At 73.3% G+C, this 22,335-nt stretch carries 15 protein-coding genes and 3 pseudogenes; 10 read left to right on the forward strand and 8 right to left on the reverse strand.

Annotated elements, in window-relative coordinates; translation table 11 throughout:
* Positions 1-92: 92 nt before the first annotated feature.
* A complete protein-coding gene (locus OG422_RS01415) occupies positions 93-4,496 on the forward strand; it encodes a molybdopterin-dependent oxidoreductase (protein ID WP_405738721.1) in 4,404 nt (1,467 codons plus the stop codon).
* 44 nt (positions 4,497-4,540) lie between these two features.
* Here the strand turns inward: OG422_RS01415 and OG422_RS01420 are convergent, their stop codons facing one another.
* From OG422_RS01420 to OG422_RS01430, 3 genes are all read right to left on the reverse strand, one after another.
* Entirely contained in the window at positions 4,541-5,410 is an 870-nt protein-coding gene (locus OG422_RS01420) for a GNAT family N-acetyltransferase (RefSeq protein ID WP_143942666.1), read from the reverse strand.
* Positions 5,411-5,508: 98 nt separating this feature from the next.
* Entirely contained in the window at positions 5,509-6,960 is a 1,452-nt protein-coding gene (locus tag OG422_RS01425) for an amino acid permease (RefSeq protein WP_405747590.1), read from the reverse strand.
* 209 nt (positions 6,961-7,169) lie between these two features.
* A complete protein-coding gene (locus OG422_RS01430) occupies positions 7,170-8,126 on the reverse strand; it encodes a hypothetical protein (protein WP_405738723.1) in 957 nt (318 codons plus the stop codon).
* 752 nt (positions 8,127-8,878) lie between these two features.
* Between OG422_RS01430 and OG422_RS01435 the strand changes: the two are divergent.
* The 9 genes and pseudogenes from OG422_RS01435 to OG422_RS01475 form a co-directional block, all read left to right on the forward strand.
* A pseudogene (locus tag OG422_RS01435) lies at positions 8,879-9,478 on the forward strand (hypothetical protein); the annotation flags it as partial.
* Positions 9,478-9,835, forward strand: a pseudogene (locus tag OG422_RS01440) (hypothetical protein); the annotation flags it as partial. The pseudogenes OG422_RS01435 and OG422_RS01440, both read left to right, overlap by 1 nt.
* A gap of 174 nt (positions 9,836-10,009) precedes the next feature.
* The gene (locus tag OG422_RS01445; RefSeq protein ID WP_185993951.1) at positions 10,010-10,360 is read left to right on the forward strand and encodes a hypothetical protein; all 351 of its coding nucleotides are present in this window, start codon (positions 10,010-10,012) and stop codon (positions 10,358-10,360) included.
* 88 nt (positions 10,361-10,448) lie between these two features.
* Entirely contained in the window at positions 10,449-11,051 is a 603-nt protein-coding gene (locus OG422_RS01450; protein WP_405738726.1) for a carbonic anhydrase, read from the forward strand.
* Positions 11,052-11,065: 14 nt separating this feature from the next.
* Positions 11,066-12,532, forward strand: a complete 1,467-nt coding sequence (locus tag OG422_RS01455) for a SulP family inorganic anion transporter (protein WP_405738729.1) — start codon at positions 11,066-11,068, stop codon at positions 12,530-12,532.
* 222 nt (positions 12,533-12,754) lie between these two features.
* On the forward strand, positions 12,755-13,396 hold the full coding sequence (locus tag OG422_RS01460; RefSeq protein ID WP_405747592.1) for a CatB-related O-acetyltransferase: 642 nt from the start codon (positions 12,755-12,757) through the stop codon (positions 13,394-13,396).
* A 66-nt stretch (positions 13,397-13,462) separates the two neighbouring features.
* Positions 13,463-14,293, forward strand: coding sequence for a nucleotidyltransferase domain-containing protein (locus OG422_RS01465; protein ID WP_405738732.1), 831 nt, complete (start codon positions 13,463-13,465; stop codon positions 14,291-14,293).
* 308 nt (positions 14,294-14,601) lie between these two features.
* On the forward strand, positions 14,602-15,780 hold the full coding sequence (locus tag OG422_RS01470; RefSeq protein ID WP_405738735.1) for a Cmx/CmrA family chloramphenicol efflux MFS transporter: 1,179 nt from the start codon (positions 14,602-14,604) through the stop codon (positions 15,778-15,780).
* A gap of 233 nt (positions 15,781-16,013) precedes the next feature.
* Positions 16,014-16,460 carry a nitroreductase family deazaflavin-dependent oxidoreductase gene (locus OG422_RS01475; RefSeq protein WP_143942667.1) on the forward strand — a complete coding sequence of 149 codons (447 nt, stop codon included), beginning with the start codon at positions 16,014-16,016 and terminating at the stop codon, positions 16,458-16,460.
* A gap of 18 nt (positions 16,461-16,478) precedes the next feature.
* On the opposite strand, the gene OG422_RS01480 is transcribed toward OG422_RS01475, so the two are convergent.
* The 5 genes and pseudogenes from OG422_RS01480 to OG422_RS01500 all read right to left on the reverse strand — a co-directional run bounded on the left by OG422_RS01480 (position 16,479) and on the right by OG422_RS01500 (position 22,008).
* Positions 16,479-18,461: an ABC transporter permease gene (locus OG422_RS01480; RefSeq protein WP_405738738.1), complete on the reverse strand. Its 1,983-nt coding sequence runs from the start codon at positions 18,459-18,461 to the stop codon at positions 16,479-16,481.
* Positions 18,462-18,700: 239 nt separating this feature from the next.
* The gene (gene modA / locus OG422_RS01485; protein ID WP_405738741.1) at positions 18,701-19,483 is read right to left on the reverse strand and encodes a molybdate ABC transporter substrate-binding protein; all 783 of its coding nucleotides are present in this window, start codon (positions 19,481-19,483) and stop codon (positions 18,701-18,703) included.
* Positions 19,484-19,573: 90 nt separating this feature from the next.
* Positions 19,574-19,966 carry a molybdopterin-binding protein gene (locus tag OG422_RS01490; RefSeq protein WP_143942185.1) on the reverse strand — a complete coding sequence of 131 codons (393 nt, stop codon included), beginning with the start codon at positions 19,964-19,966 and terminating at the stop codon, positions 19,574-19,576.
* Positions 19,967-20,128: 162 nt separating this feature from the next.
* Positions 20,129-20,599: pseudogene (locus OG422_RS01495) on the reverse strand (XRE family transcriptional regulator); the annotation flags it as partial.
* 356 nt (positions 20,600-20,955) lie between these two features.
* Positions 20,956-22,008, reverse strand: coding sequence for an enoyl-CoA hydratase/isomerase family protein (locus OG422_RS01500; RefSeq protein WP_405738744.1), 1,053 nt, complete (start codon positions 22,006-22,008; stop codon positions 20,956-20,958).
* Positions 22,009-22,335 lie beyond the last annotated feature (327 nt).

Raw genomic sequence — 22,335 nt, forward strand, 5'->3', positions numbered from 1 at the left:
TAACCCCGCAAGATCAACCGGTGTGACACCCGGGAAACCTGCACTCCCTACCGTCGTCGGCGTACCGCGTCGGAGCACGGGAGGAGCCGCACATGACCGCACCCGAACCGGGGCCGCGCCCCCTCCCGCCGGTGCGGACCGTCTGCTCGTACTGCGGGGTGGGGTGCGGCGTCGTCCTCGATGTGACGGCCGGTCCGGACGGGCGGCGGACGGTCCACCGGGCCTCGGGCGACAAGGCACATCCGGCCAACTCCGGGCGGCTGTGCGCCAAAGGTGCCACCGGCGCGGAGCTGATGGCCGCGCCGGGACGGCTCACCGGGGCGCTGCGCCGCCCACGCCGTGGCGAGGCGCCCGAACCGGTCGCCATGGAGGCGGCGCTGGCCGAGACGGCCCGGCGGCTGCGCACGGTCGCCGATACGCACGGACCGGACGCGGTGGCGCTGTACGTCTCCGGGCAGTTGACGCTGGAGGCGCAATACCTGGCGAACAAGCTGGCCAAGGGCTATCTGCGCACCGGCTGGATCGAGTCCAACTCGCGGCTGTGCATGGCGAGTGCGGGCAGCGGCTACAAGCTGTCGCTGGGCGCCGACGGGCCGCCCGGTTCGTACGACGACTTCGCGCACGCGGACGTGTTCCTGGTCATCGGATCCAATATGGCCGACTGCCATCCGGTGCTCTTCCTGCGGATGATGGAGCGGGTGCGGGCCGGGGCGAAGCTGATCGTCGTCGATCCGCGGCGCACCGCCACCGCCGCCAAGGCCGACCTCTTCCTCCAGATCCGGCCCGGCACCGACCTGGCGCTGCTCAACGGGCTGCTGCACCTGCTGGCGGCGGGCGGGCACACGGATCCCGAATTCATCGCCGCGCACACCGAGGGCTGGGCGGCGATGGACGGCGTCCTTGCGGACCATCCGCCGGAGACCGTCGCCGCGCTGACCGGTCTGGCGGAGGTGGATCTGCGGCGGGCGGCGGAGTGGATCGGCACCGCCGGGGCGTGGCTGAGCTGCTGGACGATGGGGCTCAACCAGTCCACGCACGGCACCTGGAACACCAACGCGCTGATCAACCTGCATCTAACAACGGGCGCGATCTGCCGCCCCGGCTGCGGCCCGTTCTCGCTGACCGGGCAGGCCAACGCCATGGGCGGCCGGGAGATGGGCTACATGGGCCCCGGGCTGCCGGGACAGCGGTCGGCGGAGGTGGCGGCGGACCGGGCGTTCACCGAGGAGTTGTGGGGGCTGCCGCCCGGGACGATCCGCCCCGGCAGCGGCGGCCCGGGGACCGTCGAGATGTTCCGGCGGATGGCGCGCGGCGAGATCAAGGCGGCGTGGATCCTGTGCACCAACCCGGTCGCGTCGGTCGCCCACCGCCGCACCGTCATCGAGGGTCTGGAAGCCGCGGAGTTCGTCGTCACCCAGGACGTGTTCGCGACAACCGAGACGCAGGCGTACGCGGATGTGCAGCTGCCCGCCGCGATGTGGGCGGAGACCGAGGGGGTGCTGGTCAACTCCGAGCGGAACCTCACCCTGATGCGGCAGGCCGTCGAACCGCCCGGCGACGTCTGGCCGGACTGGCGGATCATCGCCGCCGTCGCCCGCGGGATGGGGTACGGGGAGGCGTTCGCGTACGACAGCGCCGAGGAGGTCTTCGCCGAACTGTCCCGCGCGTACAACCCGCGCACCGGCTACGACCTGCGCGGCGTCAGCCACCGGCGGCTGCGCCGGGGGCCGGTGCAGTGGCCCAGCGCCGCCCCGGACGGCCCGGACCGCAATCCGGTGCGCTACCTCAACGACGGCGCGGCGCACCCGCCCCGGGAGCGGGCGGACGGCAGCCGCCCCCGGCTGTGGTTCCCGACGCCCACCGGGCGGGCCGTCTTCCACGCCCGGCCGTCCCTCCCGGCCGCCGAACTCCCCGACGACGACTATCCGTTCCTTCTCAACACCGGCCGGTTGCCGCACCAGTGGCACACGCTGACCAAGACCGCGAAGATCGCCCGCCTCGACGCGCTGAACCCGGGGCCGTTCGTGGAGATCCACCCACAGGACGCGGCGTCCCTGGGCATCGTGGACGGTGACGCGGTGGAGGTCGCCTCGCGGCGCGGGCGCGCGGTCCTGCCCGCGAAGGTCGACGACCGGGTCCGGCCCGGCGACTGCTTCGCACCGTTCCACTGGAACGACCTGTTCGGTGAGTATCTGAGCGTCAACGCGGTCACGCATGACGCGGTGGATCCGGTGTCCTTCCAGCCGGGGACGAAGGCGTGTGCGGTGGCGCTCACCAAGGTCGGGGCGGGCGCGACGGCCGGCAACGGGGACAGGGCGCGAGGCGGCGGGAGCGCCGGCACGGCCGGGGCACCCGAACCGGCGGCCGGGGCGGGGACCGGGGCCGCGCCCCGCACCGGGCGGACGGCGGTCGCGGCGGACGGGGCGCCCGGACCGGCGGACGCCGTGGCGGCGGGCCCGTCCCCGGTCGCCACGGCGGTCGCCGAGACGGCGGCCGAGGTGTTCCACACCGGCGGCATCGCCCCGCCCACGCTGGCCGAACCGGAGCGGCGGTATCTCGCCGGGTTCCTCGCCGGGGTGGGGGCGGGCCCGCCGGGCGCCCCGGTGCTGCCGGACCGCACACCGCTCACCCCGGACCACGCCCTGTGGGTCAACGGCTGGCTGGCCGGGGCGTTCTCCCGTACGCCGCTGCCGGAGGCGGAGCCCGCTCCCGCCGCCGGGGCCGCCCGGGAGGCGCTGGTGCTGTGGGCCTCGCAGACCGGGAACGCCGAGGAGGCGGCGGCCGTCGCGGCCCGCGGACTGACCGCACGTGGATGGTCGGCGCGGCTGCTGCGGATGGACGACGGGACGCCCGCGGCCCTGCCGTCCGGCTCCGTGCTGCTCCTGGTCACCAGCACCTTCGGTGACGGTGACGCCCCCGACAACGGCGCCCGTTTCTGGGCGGCGCTCAACGCCCCCGACGCGCCCCGCCTCGACGGCACGCCCTACTCCGTGCTCGCCCTCGGCGACTCGTCCTACGCCGACTTCTGCGGCCACGGCCGCCGCCTCGACGACCGCCTGACCGCCCTTGGCGCACACCGCCTGGCACCTCGCGCGGAGTGCGAACCGGACGACAGGGAGCCCGCAGGGCGGTGGCTGGACGCGGTGCTCGATGCGTGGGATGCGGAGCAGGAACGGGACGGCGGGGACGGGGCGAGCGGGGCGGCATCCGCCGGTACCGGGCCCACCGCGGCCGTACCCGGCGGCAGCGGCTCCGCACCCGCCGACGCCGACTCCGCACCGACCGCCCCCGGGCCGGGCCTCGCCGCACCCGCGCCCGCGCCCAAGTCCGGGCCCGCAGCCACACCACCGGCCCCGGCAACCGCCCCGCCGCCTTCCCGGAACGCCCCCGCCACCGCCCGCCTCACCGACAACCGGCTGCTGAGCGGGCCGGACTCCGGCAAGGAGGTCCGCACCTTCACCCTCGACACCCGCGAGGCCGGTACGCCGCTGACCTACGAGGCGGGGGACGCCCTGGGCGTGCTGCCGCTCCACCGGCCCGAGGTGGTGGCGGAATGGCTGGCGGTGACCGGAGCCGACCCCGCGGCCGCCGTCGAGGTCACCGGCGTCGGCACCGTCCCCCTCGCCACGGCGCTCGAACGCCACCTCGACCCCACCCGGATCACCACTGGCCTGCTCCGGCTGATCGCCGACCGCACCGGGGACCGCCTCGTCACACGCCTGCTGAGCCCCGAGGCCAAGGGGGAACGCACCCGGTGGGCATGGGGGCGGCAGGCCCTCGACGTACTCGCCGCGTACCCGGTGCGGGCGTCCGCCGCCGAGTGGGCCGCCGTCCTGCCCCGGCTGCGGCCACGGCTGTACTCCATCGCGTCCAGCCCGCTCCAGGACCCGTGCCGCATCCGGCTGACGGTCTCCGTCGTCCGCTTCGACAGCCGTCGCGGCCGACCACGCCACGGCGTCGCCTCGGCGCACCTCGCCGACGCCGAAGCCGGCGCCCCGGTGCGGGTGTTCGTCCAGCGCTCCGCGCACTTCCGGCCCCCGGCCGGCCCGGCGACGCCGATGGTGATGGTGGGGCCGGGCACCGGCGTCGCCCCGTTCCTCGGCTTCCTCCAGGAGCGGCGGGCCCGCGGGCACACCGCCCCCAACTGGCTTTTCTTCGGCGAACGGCACCGCGCGAGCGGCTTCCACCACCGCGCCGAACTGGAATCCCTCCGCGACACGGGGGTGCTCACCCGGCTGGACACCGCGTTCTCCCGCGACCAGCCGGAGAAGATCTACGTCCAGGACCGGATGCGCGAACACGGCGCGCTGCTCTGGTCCTGGCTGTGCGACGGCGCGCACTTCTGCGTCTGCGGGGACGCGTCCCGGATGGCCGGGGACATCGACCGCGCGCTGCGGGACATCGCCATGGCCCACGGCGGTCTCGACGAGGACGGCGCGGCCGCGTATGTCGCACGCCTCACCGCCGAGGGGCGCTACCTCCGCGACGTCTCCTGACGTCCCGCGCCACCCGGCAGGCGGCGCGGGACGTCAGGAGATGTCTAGCCCAGTTCCAGGCTGGTGGTCCCGTGGATCCGCTCCTGCCGGACGGGCGGGACGGCGCCGGTGTACATCCGGGTGGACCGGGAGACGGGCACCAGCCCCCGGCCGAGCGCCAACTCCTGGGTGGCGGCGGCGGTTTCGGGCACATCGATGACGACCTCGGCGCCCGGGCCTGCGGCCGCGGCGAGCGCGTCGAAGAGCGCGGCGGCGTCCTCGGGGGTGTCGGCGAAGAGCGGGCCGATGCGGTGCCCGCTGCGGGCCGGACGGATCACTCCGTAGCCGGTGAGGGCCCCCTCGCGGAGCACGACGCGGACGGTGTGGCCGGGCGCGGTCAACCAACGGGCGAGGAAGCCGTGCCGGTCGGCGGGGAAGCACGTCCGGTCGTAGGCGAGGACCGCGTCCCGATGGTCTGCGGTGAACGGCTCGGCGGCCGGGGCCCCGTCGGCCGGGGCGGGGCGCCCGGCGTAGCGGACGGATTCGTAGGCGGCGGTGAACCCGGCGCGCTCGTAGGTGGCCTTCTGGGCGGGGACGGCGTCGAGGCCGATGGTGCGGGTCCCGGCGTGCGGTACGGCGGCGCGCCAGGTGGCCAGGCCCAGTCCCTGCCCCCGGTGTTCGGGGTCGACGAGGTAGTAGCCGAGGAAGGCGTAGGTGTCGGAGTAGGTGACGACGGAGACGGCGGAGACGGTGCGGTCGCCGAGGCGGCCGGTGAAGAATCCGGCCGGGTCGGTGGGGTGGAAGCACCCGGTGTCGGCGAGCCCGGGGTTCCACTCCTCGTCGGCCGCCCACTGCTCGACGAGCCGCCAGTCGTCCGATGAGGCGGCGGAGACGGCGAGTTCGTGGGCGGGGGCGGAGGTGCCGGTGGAGGACATCGGTGGCGTCCCTTCGGTCGGGGCCGGTGTGCGGCGGGGGTACGCGGCGGCCGTACGGCGCATCGCGTACCCCCGGGGGCCCGCGGTCGGACGGGGTGTCAGATGAGGTCCATGGCGGCGACCTCGTCGGGGCGACCGTAGCTGACCGGCCCCTGGAAGCGGCGGCGGGCGGTGGCGAACCACCAGACGGTGGCGATGACGAGGACCACCGCGAGGGCGATCGGCGCGTAGTTGAACGATTCCGCGGTGATCGGTGACGCCTGCGGCAGCATGAACAGCACATTGCTGATCACGATCCAGGTCACCGCGATGAAGGCGACGGGCTTGCCGAATCGCCCGAGGTTCCACGGGCCGGGCTGGAAGTCGTCGAGACGCAGCCGGAGGAATATCGGCACACCGTACGCGAGGAAGAGGCCCACGACATTCACGCTGACGACAGCGGTGAACGCGGTGTGTGACCACCATCCCGGCAGCACCAGCACGAGCGGGCAGGCGGCAGCGAGCCATACCGCCTTGACGGGCGTGCGGGTGCGCGCGGAGACCGAATGCCACCAGCGGGAACCGGGCATCGCGCCGTCGCGGGAGAAGGCGAAGATCTGCCGGGTATTGCTCGTCATGTTGGCGAGCCCGCAGAAGAGCATCGCGCCGATGACGATCAGCAGGAGCAGCTTGGCGGTGCCCGGTCCGAGCGCGTCGATGAGAATCTGCACGGGCGGCGCGCCGGCGCTCGCCGCATGGCCGTAATCCTTGATCGCGTACACCAGTGCGAGCATGAGGATGAGGCCGGTGAGCGCGGAGCAGCTGATGGCGCGCATGATCCCGCGCGGGGCGTTGACGGTGGCCTTCACGGTCTCTTCCGACATGTGAAAGCTGCCGTCGAAGCCGGTGAACGTCCAGCTGGTGACCAGCAGTCCGAGCATTCCGCCGTAAATGGCGTGGGTGAAACCGGTGTTGTTGGCGAAATGGGTGACGAACGACGCCGGCTGGTGACTGCCGGGGATGATCATCAGCGCGGCGACGATCACCACCATGCCGATGAGCAGCCACCACACGGAAATACGGTTGAACACGGCAACCAGCCGCACGGTGTAGGTGTTGGCCAGCCCCTGGAGCAGCAGGATGACGGCGGTGATGCCGACGGTCTGCTGCGGGGTGGCGACGTAGGACGGCCACTGCATGGTGAGGAACGCCTGGATGAAGGTGGCGGCGGCGAAGTTGGTGGCCGCGGTGCCGCCGACCTGGCCGACGAAGTTGAGCCAGCCGGTGTACCAGGACCAGGCGCCACGGTGGCGCTTGGCGAGCTTTCCGGCGGAGAAATAGAGAGCGCCACTGGTGGGGTAGGCGGACGCGATTTCACCCATCGCGGCGCCGACGAACAGCACCATGACCGAGACGCCGATCCAGCCGAACACCAGAATCCGCGGACCGCCCGCGTTCATTCCGAATCCGAAGGAGGAGAAGATCCCGGAGATAATGTTGATGATGGTGAAAGAGATCGCGAAATTGTCGAAGGCGCGGAATCTTCTGGTGAGTTTCCGCGGATATCCCATCGCATGCAGCGTGGCATCGTCATCGAGCGTCCCGGTATCCACCGGGCGGGGTGTTTCCGCGTGGGGCGGCGCAATGCGCTCGGACACAACCGTATCCTTTCTGACAGAGCTGATAGGGGGACTTCGGTGGGGGCGAACAGTCGCACTTTCGGCGCTATCGGTACACGTCGGATCTCACGCAGGTGTCCGCAGAGGAAGGTGAAAGGCGCTCAGGCGGCTCCGGGGGCCGGCAGACCGCACGAACGCCTGGCCTTCGTCAAGTGCTCTTCGGGCGGCCCGAAAGCACTCCACGGCATACGGGCCGCATAGGGCCCCATCGCCGTGAAGACCTCGCGCGCCTCGAATTCACGCTTCGCCATGAACAGCGCGTGCGCGAGATGGGAGAGGTCGACCACCGGCACGAAGCGGTAGTCGGCCACATGGGGGAACCAGTGGCGGTGGATGCTCAGCGCGGTGCTGGTCCACTGCGGCTGCTCCCAGGTGCGGTCGGCCAGGAGCGCGGTCGGGTTGTACTCGTCGACCAGCGCGACCAGCGGCAGCAGCCGCAGCGGCGAGGAGGCCGCGGCCCGCTGCCCCAGGAAGGCGGCGACGTCCCAGCTGGCGCTCGCCGAGCCGCCGTTGCGGCTGAAGAAGAAGGCGAGGAAGCGGTGGTGGGCCTCGCGGTGCCAGGGGTCGATGCGGAGGATGTGGGCGAAGAGGTACCACGGCCCGGTGGGCGCGGTGAGGAGGCCCTGCGGCGCCGGATCACGGGGGCGCTGAAAACGCGACAGCGCCAGCTGACAGACCCAGGGTGTGGGGTCGTCGGGCAGCAGCTGGGTGGCGCGCTCCGCCGCTGTCCGCGCGATGCGTACCAGAGCTTCGTGCCGTCGATCGTCCGTATCCGCCATACGCAATGCCCGGATCATCGCGACCCGCGCCCACATGAGTGCGGCTTCCGGTCCGGGTTCTTCCGCTATCCAGCGTTCCGACAGGTCCGAGTCGGCGGCTTCCGATGCCAGCACCAGCGACCGGTGTGCCCGGACCTCGAAATCCCCCCGAGCCTCTTTGAGTACCTCATGTGCGCTGAAGTACCGGCCGGCCCTGACATCCATACACGCCTGCGCCAACTGCCGGTCATTTGCCGCCGGACTCCACACGTACTGCCCTTCGAATGAGCCAGCCGCCATGAGCCCCTCCTGGTCCTGAAGGCGTCATCGTCCCCCGCTCACATTCCTTACGCGCCGAATTAAGCCGGATCGTTTCCCCCGATCCGGCGGTGGCGGGGCACACCCTACTCACCTCCAAGTGAGAGCGAAAATAGTCGCCGGGAATATCGACTTCCGTACCTTTTGCCCCACCCATTCGAGGGGTTATCCCGTCACCCTTCGAACCATCGGACCACCCTTCTTCGTCATTCAATGACGAAGCTCGTCAACCGTTTGGCATATGCACTTCTTTTCATCATCTTCATATCTGATGATGTATCAGACCAGGCCGCCGCCCTCGCGCCGCGCCCACCGGCACTCCTCGGGGGGCCACGAGGGAGGGCGCAGGCCAGGGCCCCCAACACCCTGCGACCGCCGCCCCGTTGACCGGTGCGCGGCCGATCCGCCGATGAGGCGACCCCCTCACCCCCTCCCGCACCGCAACGAGCAGCGGAATTGCGCCAAATATGGCGCACGGGGCAGCTTTCACCCGATCGCCGAATTACCTTTCATTGACACTCGCTTGGTGGTTCTTTTACCTTCAGGGCGTGCGGTGGCGTCCGGCGCCGTATGCCCCCTCCCGCCCACGAACGCCATGGAGGCCGACATGGAGCAGCTCATCAAGGCCGGCTGTATCTCCTGACCGCCGCCGCGCCACCGCCCCGAAAGGCGACGGCCCCGCGCCCGTCGCCTCCCGCCGGGCGCCCGTTTCCGAGCACTTGTGAAGGTAGGCAATGGAGTGGGACGGCCAGCCGACGGCCGAGGTCCTCGCGCAGATCAAGGACATCCCGATCTACCGCGACGCACTGGAGCGGGGGCACTTCCCGCTGCTCGACAAGCCGGAGATCGCCCGCGGCTTCCCCGACAACCGGATGACGCCCGCGCTGGCCACCGCCCTGGAGAACGGCGACGCCGAGTTCGTCCTGTCCACCGGCACCCACCACGCCCGGATGCAGATCATCCGGCCGCCCTACTTCCTGCTGCGCTCCTCCTACCAGCTGTGGAGCGAGCACCCCGACATCGCGCACACCTGGCAGGAGGGCTGCCGCCGGGTGTCGCTGACCACCGTCCTGGCCACCGAGCACGTCGCGCGCATCAACGCCGCCAAGCGCGGCACCGCACCGGACCCCTCCCCCGGCCCCGACGACCGGCGGCTCGACTCCCGTACCTCGTACGTCAATCTCCGGCTCGACCCGGCGCTCTGGGAGCGCGACGAGGTCGTCCGGATGCTCGGCGAGATCGACGCGGCCCGGCAGGCTCATCCGCGCGGCCGGTACCACCTCGACTGCTCCGGCCACCACCTGGCGCATCTGCTGCTGAAGATCGGCAAGTTCTCGTCTCCCGCCACCACGACCGGCTCGGCGGTCTCTTCCTCCCCCGTGGAGCCGGAGATCGACGAGATCTGGCACCACCTGATCCTCCAGACCCGCGAGTACCGCGCGCTGTGCGAGGAGCGGCTGCCCGGCCGGTTCTTCAGCGAGCACCGCTCGCTCGCGTACGAGGACTACCAGCAGGAGCCCTGTCGCGAGCAGGTGCTGGAGGAGGCGCTGCGCTGGATTCCGCTGTACTGCGCGGCGTTCGGCGCGTTCGACGAGGGCGCGTTGCCGCACTGGACGATCGTGCGCTTTCTGCACCGGCGGCTGGAGATGTCGCCGGCGGAGATCTCCGCCCTGGAGGCGGCGGCCGCCTGACCGGCCGGGGCACGGGCAGCCCGGCCGCGCGCCGGGCCGCGCACCCTTCCGCCCGTCCATCCGTTGACCTGTACACCCGACCACGACCGGCCCCCGCAGGCCGGCCGAAACCGAGAGGCGATGATGCGCCAGGACAAGAACACGCCGGGCCGACGCCGCCCGGCCGTACGACCGATGACCACGCTCGCCGTGCTCCTCCTCTTCCTGCTGGGCGCCGCGGCGCCGACCGCCGCGGTCGCGGCACCGGCGACCGCAACGACCACCGCGGCGGCACCGCCCGCCCTCACCTCGCCGAGCTACACCAACGGTGAACTCGCCGAACGCGAGACGGAACGCGGCCACGGGGTGCGGCGCGGCCCCCGCCACGCCGCCCCGCTGCCGCCCCCGGACGCTCCGGCGGCCCGGGACCGCGCCTCGGCCGTCCGGGCACCCTCGACCGGCGGGCCCGGCGCGCCGCCGCGGACCGGCGACGGCAGACAGCGGCCGTCCGCGCTCTCCGTCCTGCACTGCGTCTTCCGCTGCTGAGCACGCCACGGACCGACCGCACCACGCGTTCCCGCCGTCCTCGGGCGGCATTCCACGGCCCCCCTCATCAGCAGGAGACCCCGTCCTCATGGACACCTTCATCCAGCACGCCCGGGACCACAGTGCCCGTATCGCCGACCGCCAGGAGGAGCGGGAGACGTACGGCCGGCTCGCCGCCGGTCAGTCGCCGCTCGCCCTCTTCATCACCTGCTCCGACTCCCGGGTCATCCCGTCGCTGATCACCGGCGCGCGCCCCGGGGAACTCTTCGAACTGCGCACGGCCGGCAACGCGGTGCCCCTCTACACCCCCGGCCGGGCGGCCAGTTCCGAGGCCGCCACGATCGAGTACGCCATGCGGGTCCTGGAGGTCGCCGACATCGTCGTCTGCGGCCACTCGCACTGCGGCGCGGTCGGCGCGAAATGCCGCGGGGAGGACCTGACCGCGGCGCCGGACGTCCGCGACTGGCTCAGCCAGGAACTGTCCGACTCGCTGCCCCACGACGCGGAGCCGGCCGCGGCCAACGCCGTCCGCCGCCATGTCTGCGAACAGGTCGACCGGCTCCGCGCGTACCCGAGCGTGCGCGAACGGCTGGCGACCGGCTCCGTCGGGCTGCACGGCTGGTTCTACGAGGTGCACACCGGCCGGGTCACCGTGCACGACCCGGCGTCCGACTCGTTCCTCCCTCTGTGACGGCGGGCCCCACCATGAATCGACTGATCGTGAACCGACTCCCGTTCCTCCGGGCGGATTTCACCGCGTCCCTCGTCGTCTTCCTCGTCGCCGTGCCGCTCTGTGTGGGCGTCGCGGTGGCCTCCGGTGTCCCCGCCGAACTGGGCCTGGTCACCGGCATCGTCGGCGGTCTGCTGACGGGCCTGCTGCCCGGCAGCAGCCTCCAGGTCAGCGGCCCGGCGGCCGGGCTGACCGTCCTCGTGTACGAGGCGGTGCAGGCGTACGGCCTGGGGGCGCTGGGTGCCCTCGTGCTGGCCGCCGGTGCGCTGCAACTGCTCATGGGCGCGTTGCGGTGGGGGCGGTGGTTCCGGGCCATCTCGGTCGCCGTCGTCCAGGGCATGCTGGCCGGTATCGGGCTGGTGCTGGTAGCCGGGCAGCTCTACACCCTCACCGACGCCAAGGCGCCCGGTGACGGGCTCGCCAACCTCGCGGGGTTGCCGCGGCTGGCCTGGGAGAAGGCCCGGGACGGCGGCGGCGCCACCGCCTTCGCGGTCGGTGCGGGCACCATCGCCGTACTGGTGCTGTGGCCGCGCTGGAAGCGGGCGGCGCGGGTGCTCCCGGCGCCGCTGGCCGCGGTGCTGCTCGCCACCGCCGCGGTGTTCATGCTGGATCTGCCGGTGGCGCGGGTCGAGGTCAGCGGACTGCTGGAGGCCGTGCAGCCGCCCGGTCTCGCCGACATCGGGCGGCTGACCGAACCGCTGGTGCTGGGCACGGTCGTGTCGTTCGCCCTGATCGCGTCGGCGGAGTCGCTGTTCAGCGCGGCGGCGGTGGACCGGCTGCACGACGGGCCGAAGACCGACTACGACAAGGAGCTGATGGCGCAGGGCGCGGGCAACGCGGTGTGCGGGGTGCTCGGCGCGCTGCCGATGACTGCGGTGATCGTGCGGAGCGCGGCCAATGTGCAGGCGGGCGCGCGGACCAAGGCGTCGCGGGTGCTGCACGGGGTGTGGATCCTGCTGTTCGCGGCGGCGTTCCCGGCGGCGCTGGGCGTCGTGCCGGTCGCGGCGCTGGCCGGGGTGCTGGTGCACGCCGGGTGGAAGCTGATCCCGCTGCGTGAGCTGCGGCCGCTGTGGCGCGAGCACCGCGGTGAGGCGCTGGTGCTGCTGGTGACGGCGGGGGCGATCGTCACGGTCAACATGTTCGAGGGCGTGCTGATCGGTCTGCTGCTGGCCGTCGCCAAGACCGCGTGGGACACCTCGCAGGTCCACCTGGAGATCAAGGTGCCGGACGGGGACGCGCCGATCCGGGTGCGGGCCGTGGGCAATGCGACGTTCCTGCGGCTGCCGAAGCTGCTGGACCAGCTCGCGGAGCTGCCCCAAGGCCGCGAGGTCGAGCTGGACCTGAGCGCGCTACGCCATCTCGACCACGCCTGCGCCACCGCGCTGCACAGCTGGTCGGAGCAGCGCCGCCGGACCCGCTCGGAGCAGGTCCTGGCGTCGTGACGGCACGGTAGCCGCCGGTGCCCCGGGCCGTCCTCACGGAGGGTCCGGGGCACCGGTGTTTTCGCCCCGTGTCCGTGGTGGAAGGCGAGGGGCGGCGAAGGCGCTGCATCAGGTACGCCGGCGCCAACGGCCGTGCGTCCGCGGGAAATCGGGTGTGCCGGACAGCGCGGATGGGTGATCATGAGCCGACCATCGCCGTCCGCCGCCGAGGAGCCGCCCACCATGCCGGTACCGCCCGACCCGACGACCCTCCACCCGATGCCCGGGCAGCCGCGCGTGGTGCTGCTCAAGCCGCTGGTGACGTCCCCGCTGATCGAGGTCGGGGAGTTCACGTACTACGACGATCCGGAGGACGCGACCGCGTTCGAGACGCGCAATGTGCTGTACCACTACGGGCCGGAGAAGCTGGTCATCGGCAAGTTCTGCGCGCTGGGCACCGGCGTGCGGTTCCTGATGAACGGCGCCAACCACCGGATGGACGGCCCCTCGACGTTCCCGTTCCCCACCATGGGCGGCGCCTGGGCCGACCACTTCGACCTGCTCACCGGCCTGCCCGACCGGGGCGACACCGTCGTCGGCCACGACGTCTGGTTCGGCCACGGCGCGACGGTGCTGCCCGGCGTCCGCATCGGCCACGGCGCGATCATCGGCGCCGGTTCGGTCGTCACCTCCGACGTCCCCGACTACGGCATCGTCGGCGGCAACCCGGCCCGCCTCCTCCGCACCCGCTACAGCGACGCGGACATCGCCCGCCTGCTGGCCGTCGCCTGGTGGGACTGGCCCGCCGAGCACCTCACCGCGCACGTCCGCACGCTGATGTCGGGGAGTGTCGACGCGTTGGAGGCGGCGGCACCGCGGGGATGACGCCGACCAGGGACGGCCGGTGCATGTGGAGCTCCGGCCGTCCCGTCCCATGTCGCGGAAACCGTGGTGTCCCGTGCCTCGGTGTGCGACGTCCCGGTCATGACGGCGACGGGAACAGGACGCGCGCTCCGGCGGTTCGTCTCCGAGGTCAGGCAGGCGGTGCCGACCCTCGCCGTCTGGGCGCACGGCTCCCTCGCCATGGGCGACTTCCGGCCGGGACGCAGCGACCTTGACCTCATCGCGGTGACCGAGGGCCCGCTGAACGATGCGCAGCGGGACCGGCCGGCGCGCCTCCACCGACGACTGGCGGACGAGGAACCGGCCGCGGCCGCGCTGCACTGCTCGTACATGCCCCGAGGGGCACTCACCGAGGCCCGGACGGACCATGTCACCTGGGCACACGGCACACTCCTGGCCCGCCCGGTGATGCCGGTCAGCCGCCGGGAACTGCTCGACGGCGGGCTCGTCCTCCACGGCCCGGCGCCGGCGGAACTGCTCCCGCCGGTCTCCCAGGGGCAGTTGGAGGACCACATCCGTCGCGACCTCCGGGAGTACTGGCTTCCGGCCTCGGGCAGGCCCCTGCGCTGGCTCCAGGACACCTGGGTGGACCTGGGCCTGCTGGTTCTGGCCCTCGCCACCGTCACCCTGCGCGACGGCCGACTGATCGTCAAGGGCGAGGCGCTGACGGTGCTGCCACAGCTCGGCGCGCCCGCGGACGTGGTCCGTGACATCCACGAGCGCCGGTACGCGACGCCCGCGCCGCTCGGCCGCGTGCGCCGCGTGCGCCGCGTCCGCCGGGCGATGCGGGCGCGCGCCTTCGTCCGACGCGGCATCAAACACACCCTGGCCACATACGACCGGCCGGAGGGGGCACCGCCCGGCACGGACGCGCGGTGACAGCGTGCCGGGCGAACGGCGGGACCGCACGGGCCACCGCCGTCGCGGGACATGGTGTCGGTGTCACCGGCGGACGCCCGGGAAAACCGGCGTGCCGCGGCCCCCATCGGTCGGGTAACGTGCGGACCGTGTCGAGCCCCGAGTCGGACAGGGTGGGGGCTTTCGGTCCCGCCGTCAGCCCCCTGAACCCCTGATGCCGTAATCCTGCCGCCCCGCCGCGTTCTGCGGCCGGGCAGGCGTGTCCATGGGTGCTGACCGCGGTGACGAGACGCCTTCTGTCGCGCTTCTCCTCATCCCGGAGCCCCTCGATGCCTCTTCCGCTGTACCTCCTTGCCCTGGCGGTCTTCGCCATGGGCACCTCCGAATTCATGCTCGCCGGCCTCGTACCGGACCTCGCCTCCGACCTCGACGTGAGCGTCGGCACCGCGGGCACGCTCACCTCGGCCTTCGCCGTCGGCATGATCGTCGGCGCCCCGCTCATGGCCGCGCTCGCCCGCAACCGGACGGGGCGGACGAGTCTTGCCGGGTTCGTCCTCGTGTTCTCGGCTGCGCACGCCGTGGGCGCCCTCACCACCAGCTTCCCGGTCCTGTTCGCCACCCGGGTGATCGCGGCGCTCGCGAACGCGGGATTCCTCGCCGTGGCTCTGACGGCTGCCGCCGCCCTGGTGCCGCCCGACAAGAAGGGCCGTGCGCTGGCCGTGCTGCTGTCGGGTACGGCCGTGGCCACGATCGCCGGGGTCCCCGCAGGCTCGGTGCTCGGCACCCTGCTCGGCTGGCAGGCCACGTTCTGGGCCGTCGCCGTTCTCTGCCTGCCTGCGGCTCTCGGCATCCTCCTGGGAATTCCCGCGCGGTCCGCGGGAGAAGACGCCGTTGACGGGCCGTCCCTGCGCTCGGAACTCGCCCGGCTGAGGAGTCCGCGGTTGCTCCTGGTGATGCTGCTCGGTGCGCTGGTGAATGCGGCGACCTTCGCGAGCTTCACCTTCCTCGCCCCCGTCGTGACCGGCATCGCCGGGCTGGACAAGCTGTGGATCTCGGTCGTTCTGGTGTTGTTCGGGGCCGGATCCTTCGTCGGTGTCACCCTCGCCGGGCGCCTGTCCGACCGGCGCCCGGGCCCGGTCGTCGCCGCCTGCGGTCCGCCGCTGCTCCTCGGCTGGCCCCTCACGGCCGTACTTGCCCGCGAGCCGGCCGCCCTGCTCGTCCTCGTCTTCGTCCAGGGCGCACTGTCGTTCGCGCTGGGCAGCACCCTGATCACGCGGGTCCTGTACGAGGCGGCAGGAGCCCCCACCATGGCCGGTTCCTACGCGACCGCGGCACTCAACGTCGGCGCCGCCGCCGGACCACTCGTCGCCGCGACCACACTCGGCTCCCCGGCCGGCGAGCTCGGACCGCTGTGGGCAAGCGGATGCCTCGTCCTGACCGCACTGTGCCTCGCGCTCCGCTCGCGTGGTCTGCTCGCGCCCGGCCGGCGCGGCGAGGCGCTGCGGTGACGGAGGCGAACGCCCCCTTCGCCGCCTCGGGAAGACCCCTCGTACCCCGCCGGCCCTGTCACGTCGCGGTGCGGTGCCGGGCCGTGGGGCCAGGGGTGCGACACGACCGCCCGGTTGGGGAGTCATCCGCGGGGCACGGGTGTTGAGTGGGACGGGCCGGTCGCGCGGCGGGAGTCCAGGGCGTGGCGGCGCGGCAGAGCTGTGACGGCAACGACGAGGACGAGGAGCCATCGATGCCTCTTGAGGGCGAGTACGAGCCGAGCCCCACGCCGTGGGTGCGCGAACAGGTCGAGCTGATCGAGAGCTCCGGCGGGCAGCAGGGCACGACCATGCGCGGGATGCCGGTGGTGTTGCTGACCACCCGGGGCGCGAGGAGCGGGAAGCTGCGCAAGACCCCGCTGATGCGGGTGGAGCACAACGGCCGGTACGCGGCGGTGGCGTCGCTGGGCGGCGCGCCCCGGCACCCGGTCTGGTACCACAACCTGGCCGCCGACCCCCGGCTGGAGCTGCAGGACGGCCCGATGCGGCAGGACATGACGGCGCGTGAGGTGCACGGCGCCGAGAAGGCCGAGTGGTGGGCGCGGGCCGTGGCGGCGTTCCCGGACTACGCCGACTACCAGAAGAAGACCGACCGGACGATCCCGGTCTTCGTCCTGGAACCGGCCGAGCGCCCGCACTGACCGGCCGGGCCGACGGCGTCACAGGGCGACGAGGGAGACCTCCGTCGCCTTGACGCTCGTCCAGACGGCGACGCCGTCGGCCAGCCCCAGTTCGGCGGCGGCGCCCGGGGTGACCTCCGCGACGAGGTCGGGCGTCTCCGGCGAGGCGATCTGGATCCGCAGTCTGCTGCCCGCGGCGGTGATCTCGCGTACGGTGCCGGGCCAGACGTTGCGGGGGCTGCCTCCGGGCCGTTCGCGGTGGACGGAGACCGCCTCCGGCGCCAGGATCGCGAGCGCCGCGGTGCCTTCGGGGAGCGGGTCGGCGGCGATGACGTGGCCGCCGCCGTCGAGGGCGAGGCCGTCGGCGGTGGCGGTGCCCGGCCAGGCGTTGCGGCCCAGCATCCGGGCGACCCACGGGGAGCGCGGGCTGCGGGTGACCTCGGCGGGCGGCGCGTCCTGGAGGGCCCGGCCGCCGTCGAGGACCAGCACCCGGTCGGCGAGCGACACCGCCTCGACCGGGTCGTGGGTGACGATCAGACAGACGCCGCCGAAGCCCGCGAGGTGGCGGCGGAGGGTGTGGCGGACGTGGGCGCGGGTGGTCTGGTCGAGGGCGGCGAGCGGTTCGTCGAGGAGCAGCAGCCGGGGGCGGGCCGCCAGCGCCCGGGCCAGGGCGACGCGTTGGGCCTGGCCGCCGGAGAGCTGACCGGGGCGGCGGTGGGCCAGCGGGCCGACGCCGAGCCGGTCCAGCCACTCCTGGGCCGCGCGGCGGGCCGTGGCACGCGGCACGCCGTGGGCGCGCAGCCCGTACGCGGTGTTGCTCAGGGCGCTCAGGTGCGGGAAGAGCGCGCCGTCCTGGGGGACCCAGGCGACGCCGCGGCGGTGCGGGGGCAGCGCGGTGACGTCGCGGTCGCCGAGCCGCAGGCCGGCGCGGGCGCGCGGGGTGAGGCCGAGCAGGGCCCGCAGCAGGGTGGTCTTGCCCGCGCCGTTGGGGCCGACGACGGCGAGGGTGGTGCCGGGTGCGGCGTCGAGGGTGAGGGTGGTGAAGCCGGTGACGTCGGCGTGGAGGGCGTGCCGGTCCTCCGGGACCGGGCCGGGGGCGTCGTGGCCGGTGCCGTCGCCGGTGCCGTGGCTCGGGTGCGTACGGCCGTCGGGGGTGGCGGTGGCGCCCGGCCGGTCGGCGGGGGCGGGGCGGCGGGGTGCGCGGCGGGCGGGCGTCCCGGCCCAGCGGCCGCGCAGGGCCACCAGGACGGCCATGGCGAGGGCGAGCAGCAGCAGGGAGACCGAGGTGGCGGCCTCCGGGGAGTCCTGGAGCAGCAGATACACCTGGAGCGGCAGCGTCTGGGTGGTACCGGGCAGGTTCCCGGCGAAAGTGATGGTGGCGCCGAACTCCCCGAGGGCCCGGGCCCACGTCAGGGCGGCGCCCGCGGCGAGACCCGGCGCGATCATCGGGAGGGTGACGGTGACGAAGACCCGTACCGGTGAGGCGCCGAGGGAGGCCGCGGTCTCCTCATAGGCGGGGCGGAGTCCGGCGAGGGCGCCTTCGAGGCTGATGACCAGGAACGGCATGGCGACGAAGGTGGCGGCGACGACGGCGCCGGAGGTGTGGAACGGCAGGGTGAGCCCGAAGGTGTCCTCCAGCCACGGGCCGAGCACACCGCGGCGGCCGAAGCCGAGGAGCAGCGCGACGCCGCCGACGGTCGGCGGCAGCACCATCGGCAGCAGCACCAGCGAACGCACCAGCGCCTTCCCGGGGAACGCGACGCGCGCCAGCAGCCAGGCGAGCGGCACCCCGAGCAGCAGGGACAGGCCCAGCGCCCAGAAGGAGACCAGCAACGACAGTCGCAGCGCCTCGGTGACGCCGGGGCTGGTGAGGTGGGTGCCCAGCTCGCTCCAGGAGGTACGGGCGAGGATGCCCACGAGCGGCATCAGCAGGAACGCCACGGCCAGCAGCGCGGGCACCGCGAGGGCGACGGGCGTACGGGCCCCGGGCCGCCGGGACCGCGGAGGGCGGCGGGGTGTCATGGCGGCTCCTGTGACATGGCGGGTCGTGGGGGTCGGTGGACGGTGGCGGGGCTCTCGGGGCCTGGGGCGGTCCGGGCCGCGGCCGTACGGATGCGGGCGCGCGGGCCGGGGCGCCGGCCGTACGGCAAGCGGACCGGGCCCGGCCGTACGGCATACGGGCCAGACCTCGTCCGCCACCGTGCCACGCGAACGGCCGCGCCCCGCGCCGGGACTGCCGCGGCCCCGGCGCGCGGCGTCGGTCAGGGCTGCTGGAACCCGGCCTTGCGGAGGATCTGCTGGGCCTCGGGGGTGCCGAGCCACGTCACGAACGCGGCGGCGGCCACGGTGTGCCGGGAGGCTTTGAGGGTGGCGGCGGGGTAGTCGGCGACGGCGTTCTGCGCGTCGGGGAGGGTGATGGCGTCGACCTTGCCGGGTGCGGTGGCCGCATCCGTCCGGTAGACGATCCCGGCGTCCGCCTCGCCGAGTTCGACCTTGCTGAGCACGGCGCGGACGTTGGGCTCCTGGGAGACCGGCTTGACCGTCAGATGCTGCTTGTCGAGCACCTGCTCGCTGTACCGCCCCACGGGCACCTCGGCGGCGGCGAGCACCACCTTCACGCCGGAGCCGGTGAGGTCCTTCAGGTCGTGGATCTTCTTCGGGTTGCCCTTGCCGACGGCGATGACCAGGCGGTTCCTGGCGATGACGGTCGGCTTGCCGGTGTCGGCGCGGAGCCCGTCCATGGTCTTGGTGTCGGCGGTGACCAGCGCGTCGGCGGGAGCGCCCTGGCGGACCTGGGCGGCCAGTTCCTGCGAACCGGCGAAGGAGAAGTGCACCTTGGTGCCGGGGTGGGCGTGCTCGTACGCGGCGCCCGCCGTCGTGAAAACATCGGTGAGGGAGGCGGCGGCGAGCACCGTCAGATCGGTCCCGGCGGCGCCGCCCTTGGTGTCCTTCTCCTTGTCGTTGCCGCAGGCGGCGAGCGGGACGAGCAGGGCGGCGGTCACGAGCGCGGCGGCGGCGCGGCGCCGGGTCACGGCAGGCGGCATGAAGGGCTCCTTCGAAGCGGGGCGGTTCCGGGTCGCCCCGGGCGGACGGGGACGGGCTGTGCGGCGCGGCGCGGCACCGCCGGGCGTGGCTCAGGCGCGGTCGATGTGGACGCTGGTGGCCTTGACCCGGGCGGTGGCCTCCGTGCCGACCTCCAGGCCGAGTTCCTCGACGGCTTCCCGGGTGAGCAGGGAGACCAGGCGGTGCGGACCGGCCTGGATCTCCACCTGGGCCGCCACATCGCCGAGGGTGACGGCGGTGACGATGCCGGGGAAGGCATTACGCGCGGAGGTGTAGGACCCCTCCTCGGCGGCGTCGCCGCGGCCGTTCTCGACGGCGAAGGCGGCGAGGTCCCCACCGTCGATCATTCGGCGGCCGCTCTCGTCGCGATGAGTGGCGATCCGCCCGGCGTCGGCCCAGCGGCGCGCGGTGTCCGGGCTGACGCCCAGTAGCCGCGCGGCCCGGCCGATGGTGTAGGACTGCATATGCGGAAAGATATGCGGGATTCTCCCGCATCTGCAATCCCTTCGGGTGAACGCCCAGGGCAGATGCGAGATGCCTCGGAGATTCCGCCAGGCCCCGCGGGGCGGGCGCCTCCGGGCCGTCCGCCCGGGACCGTTCGGGGCCCGCCGTACTCTCCACCCGGCCTACCGTCGATCGAACCGGCGCCGCGTCCCGTCGTCAGCGGGCAGGAAGGTTTCCAGATGCAGCCCCTCCAGGGCGGCATCGGTGGCGGTACTGAGGGTGGCGGAGGTGCTGAAGAAGCGGAGTGTGCTGCCGTCGACGCCGATTTCGAGGGCGATGACCGGCCCCGTAGGAGGGGTGACCGTATCGGTTCCGCCGAGGTATCCGGCGATCTCCGCAGCCAGCTCGCGGTGGCGCCGGTCGTGGGTGCGCTCGGCGCGGTGGCTCACCTGATGCAGCAGATGGCCGCCCCACTCCGCGAGATTGCCGATCCGGCGGGCCAGCCCGCCGGGATGGAGACAGACCCGGACCACATTGACCGGCGGCTCCAGCAGCTCCGGCGCGCAACCGGCCAGCAGCTGATCGACGGCGGCATTGGCGTCGACGATGTCCCCGTGGTCGTCCAACAGGAGTGCGGGGTAGGGCAGATGGGCGTCGAGGAGCCGTCACAGACGGTTTTGACACGCACTCACCCGATTGGCCCCGATCGCTTCACCGGACCGACGGCCGCCACCCTTCCCGAGAAGCAGGCCACCACGCCACCCGTGGTGGTCTGCTTCTTTGCGACCGGCGTCCGGGCCGCCGAGGGACCGAGAGGGCCTGACGGGCCGTCACCCTCCCCCGCCCCGGGAACCCGACACGCCCACAAAGCCCACTTATCCGGCCACCGCCACGGGCGTGGCCGCCGTCGCCACCCGGCGCGGCCGCGCCTGCCGCCTGACGGGTGCGGCGTACGAGCTGCTGTACGCGCTGTGCGGTGACGGGGCCGACGCCGGTGGCTGAGCGGGGGTCAGCCGTCCGCGAGGCCGAGTTCGTCGGGGCCCAGCGAGCGGAAGTGCCGGGCGACCTCGCCGTCGGTGACGTCCTTCAGGCGCGCCGGTGACCAGCGGGGCGCGCGGTCCTTGTCGACGATGCGGGCACGGATGCCCTCCACCAGGTCGGGCGAGGCGAGTGCCGCGGAGGCGATGCGGTAGTCCTGGTCGAGGACGCGTTCCAGCGAGCCGAGGCGGCGCACCCTGCGCAGTGCGGCGAGGGTGACCTTCAGGGAGGTCGGCGAGAGTTCCAGCAGGGACTGCGCGGCGCTCTTCGCCTCCGGCTCCCCGCTGCGCTCCAGCCGGTCGACGATCTCCTCGACGGTGCCGGCGGCGTAGCAGGCGTCGATCCAGCCTCGGTGGGCGGCGAGTTCGGCGGCGGGCGCGGGCTCGGCGTACCGGGCCACGGTCTCCGCCACGTCGCCGGTGGCGAGATCGGCGGCGAGCTCCGGGAGGCGGGCGGCGGGCACACAGTGGTCGGCGAGACCGCACAACAGGGCGTCACCGGCGGTCATCGAGGAGCCGGTGAGGGCGAGATGGGTGCCGAGTTCGCCGGGGGCGGCGGCCAGCAGATGGAGTCCGCCGACGTCGGGCACGAAGCCGATGGCCGTCTCCGGCATGGCGACGCGGGAGCGTTCGGTGACGATACGGACGGCGCCGTGCGCGGAGACGCCGACGCCGCCGCCCATCACGATGCCGTCCATGAACGCGACGAACGGCTTGGGGTAGCGGGCGATCTGTGCGTTGAGGCGGTACTCGTCGCGCCAGAAGGCGCGGGCGGCGGCGCCGTCGCCGTCGCGGGCGTCGTCGTGGACGGCGCGGATGTCGCCGCCCGCGCACAGCCCGCGCTCCCCCGCCCCGGAGAGCACCACGGTGGCGACGCCGGGGTCCTCCCGCCAGTCGTCGAGCGCGGCCGACAGCTGCCGCACCATCCCGTGGGTGAGGGAGTTGAGCGCCCGGGGCCGGTTGAGGGTGAGGTATCCGGCGCGGCCCTCGGTGCGGCGCAGTACGGAGTCGTCGGCGACGGTCATCGGACGCCTCCGGTGCGCTGCGGGGTGGTGAACGGCATCTCTCGTCGGTCCTTCCAGCGGTACGGCGCCCGCGGGCCGCGGACGGTCGGTGACGCCCCCCACTCCATCAGACGGCGCGCCTCCGCGGGCGGGTGCGGGACGGATTTCCGTACCCGACGGACGGCACCCGCGGGGGCCGTCCGTCGGCGCCGCCACCCCACTCCCCCACCGCTTTCCCATCCAAATCCGGCCAATTACCGCTGGGTTAAACTGCCGGGGCCGACAACGCACTGTTGTGCGGTCGTCACCCGTTCCGCGGTCGACGGCCGTACGCCCGGGACGACGGGA

Origin of the sequence: Streptomyces sp. NBC_01525 (assembly GCF_045040405.1) — a bacterium.
GTDB classification, from domain to species: Bacteria; Actinomycetota; Actinomycetes; order Streptomycetales; family Streptomycetaceae; genus Streptomyces; species Streptomyces benahoarensis.

Bases quoted from the DNA above. Each gene is read 5' to 3' on its own strand.
- OG422_RS01425 (WP_405747590.1), bottom strand. From the start codon at position 6,960: ATGGGATATCCGCGGAAACTCACCAGAAGATTCCGCGCCTTCGACAAT.
- modA (WP_405738741.1), bottom strand. From the start codon at position 19,483: ATGCCGCCTGCCGTGACCCGGCGCCGCGCCGCCGCCGCGCTCGTGACC.
- OG422_RS01445 (WP_185993951.1), top strand. From the start codon at position 10,010: ATGACCACGCTCGCCGTGCTCCTCCTCTTCCTGCTGGGCGCCGCGGCG.
- OG422_RS01490 (WP_143942185.1), bottom strand. From the start codon at position 19,966: ATGCAGTCCTACACCATCGGCCGGGCCGCGCGGCTACTGGGCGTCAGC.
- OG422_RS01500 (WP_405738744.1), bottom strand. From the start codon at position 22,008: ATGACCGTCGCCGACGACTCCGTACTGCGCCGCACCGAGGGCCGCGCC.
- OG422_RS01420 (WP_143942666.1), bottom strand. From the start codon at position 5,410: ATGTCCTCCACCGGCACCTCCGCCCCCGCCCACGAACTCGCCGTCTCC.
- OG422_RS01460 (WP_405747592.1), top strand. From the start codon at position 12,755: ATGCCGGTACCGCCCGACCCGACGACCCTCCACCCGATGCCCGGGCAG.
- OG422_RS01475 (WP_143942667.1), top strand. From the start codon at position 16,014: ATGCCTCTTGAGGGCGAGTACGAGCCGAGCCCCACGCCGTGGGTGCGC.
- OG422_RS01450 (WP_405738726.1), top strand. From the start codon at position 10,449: ATGGACACCTTCATCCAGCACGCCCGGGACCACAGTGCCCGTATCGCC.
- OG422_RS01430 (WP_405738723.1), bottom strand. From the start codon at position 8,126: ATGGCGGCTGGCTCATTCGAAGGGCAGTACGTGTGGAGTCCGGCGGCA.
- OG422_RS01470 (WP_405738735.1), top strand. From the start codon at position 14,602: ATGCCTCTTCCGCTGTACCTCCTTGCCCTGGCGGTCTTCGCCATGGGC.
- OG422_RS01415 (WP_405738721.1), top strand. From the start codon at position 93: ATGACCGCACCCGAACCGGGGCCGCGCCCCCTCCCGCCGGTGCGGACC.
- OG422_RS01455 (WP_405738729.1), top strand. From the start codon at position 11,066: ATGAATCGACTGATCGTGAACCGACTCCCGTTCCTCCGGGCGGATTTC.
- OG422_RS01480 (WP_405738738.1), bottom strand. From the start codon at position 18,461: ATGACACCCCGCCGCCCTCCGCGGTCCCGGCGGCCCGGGGCCCGTACG.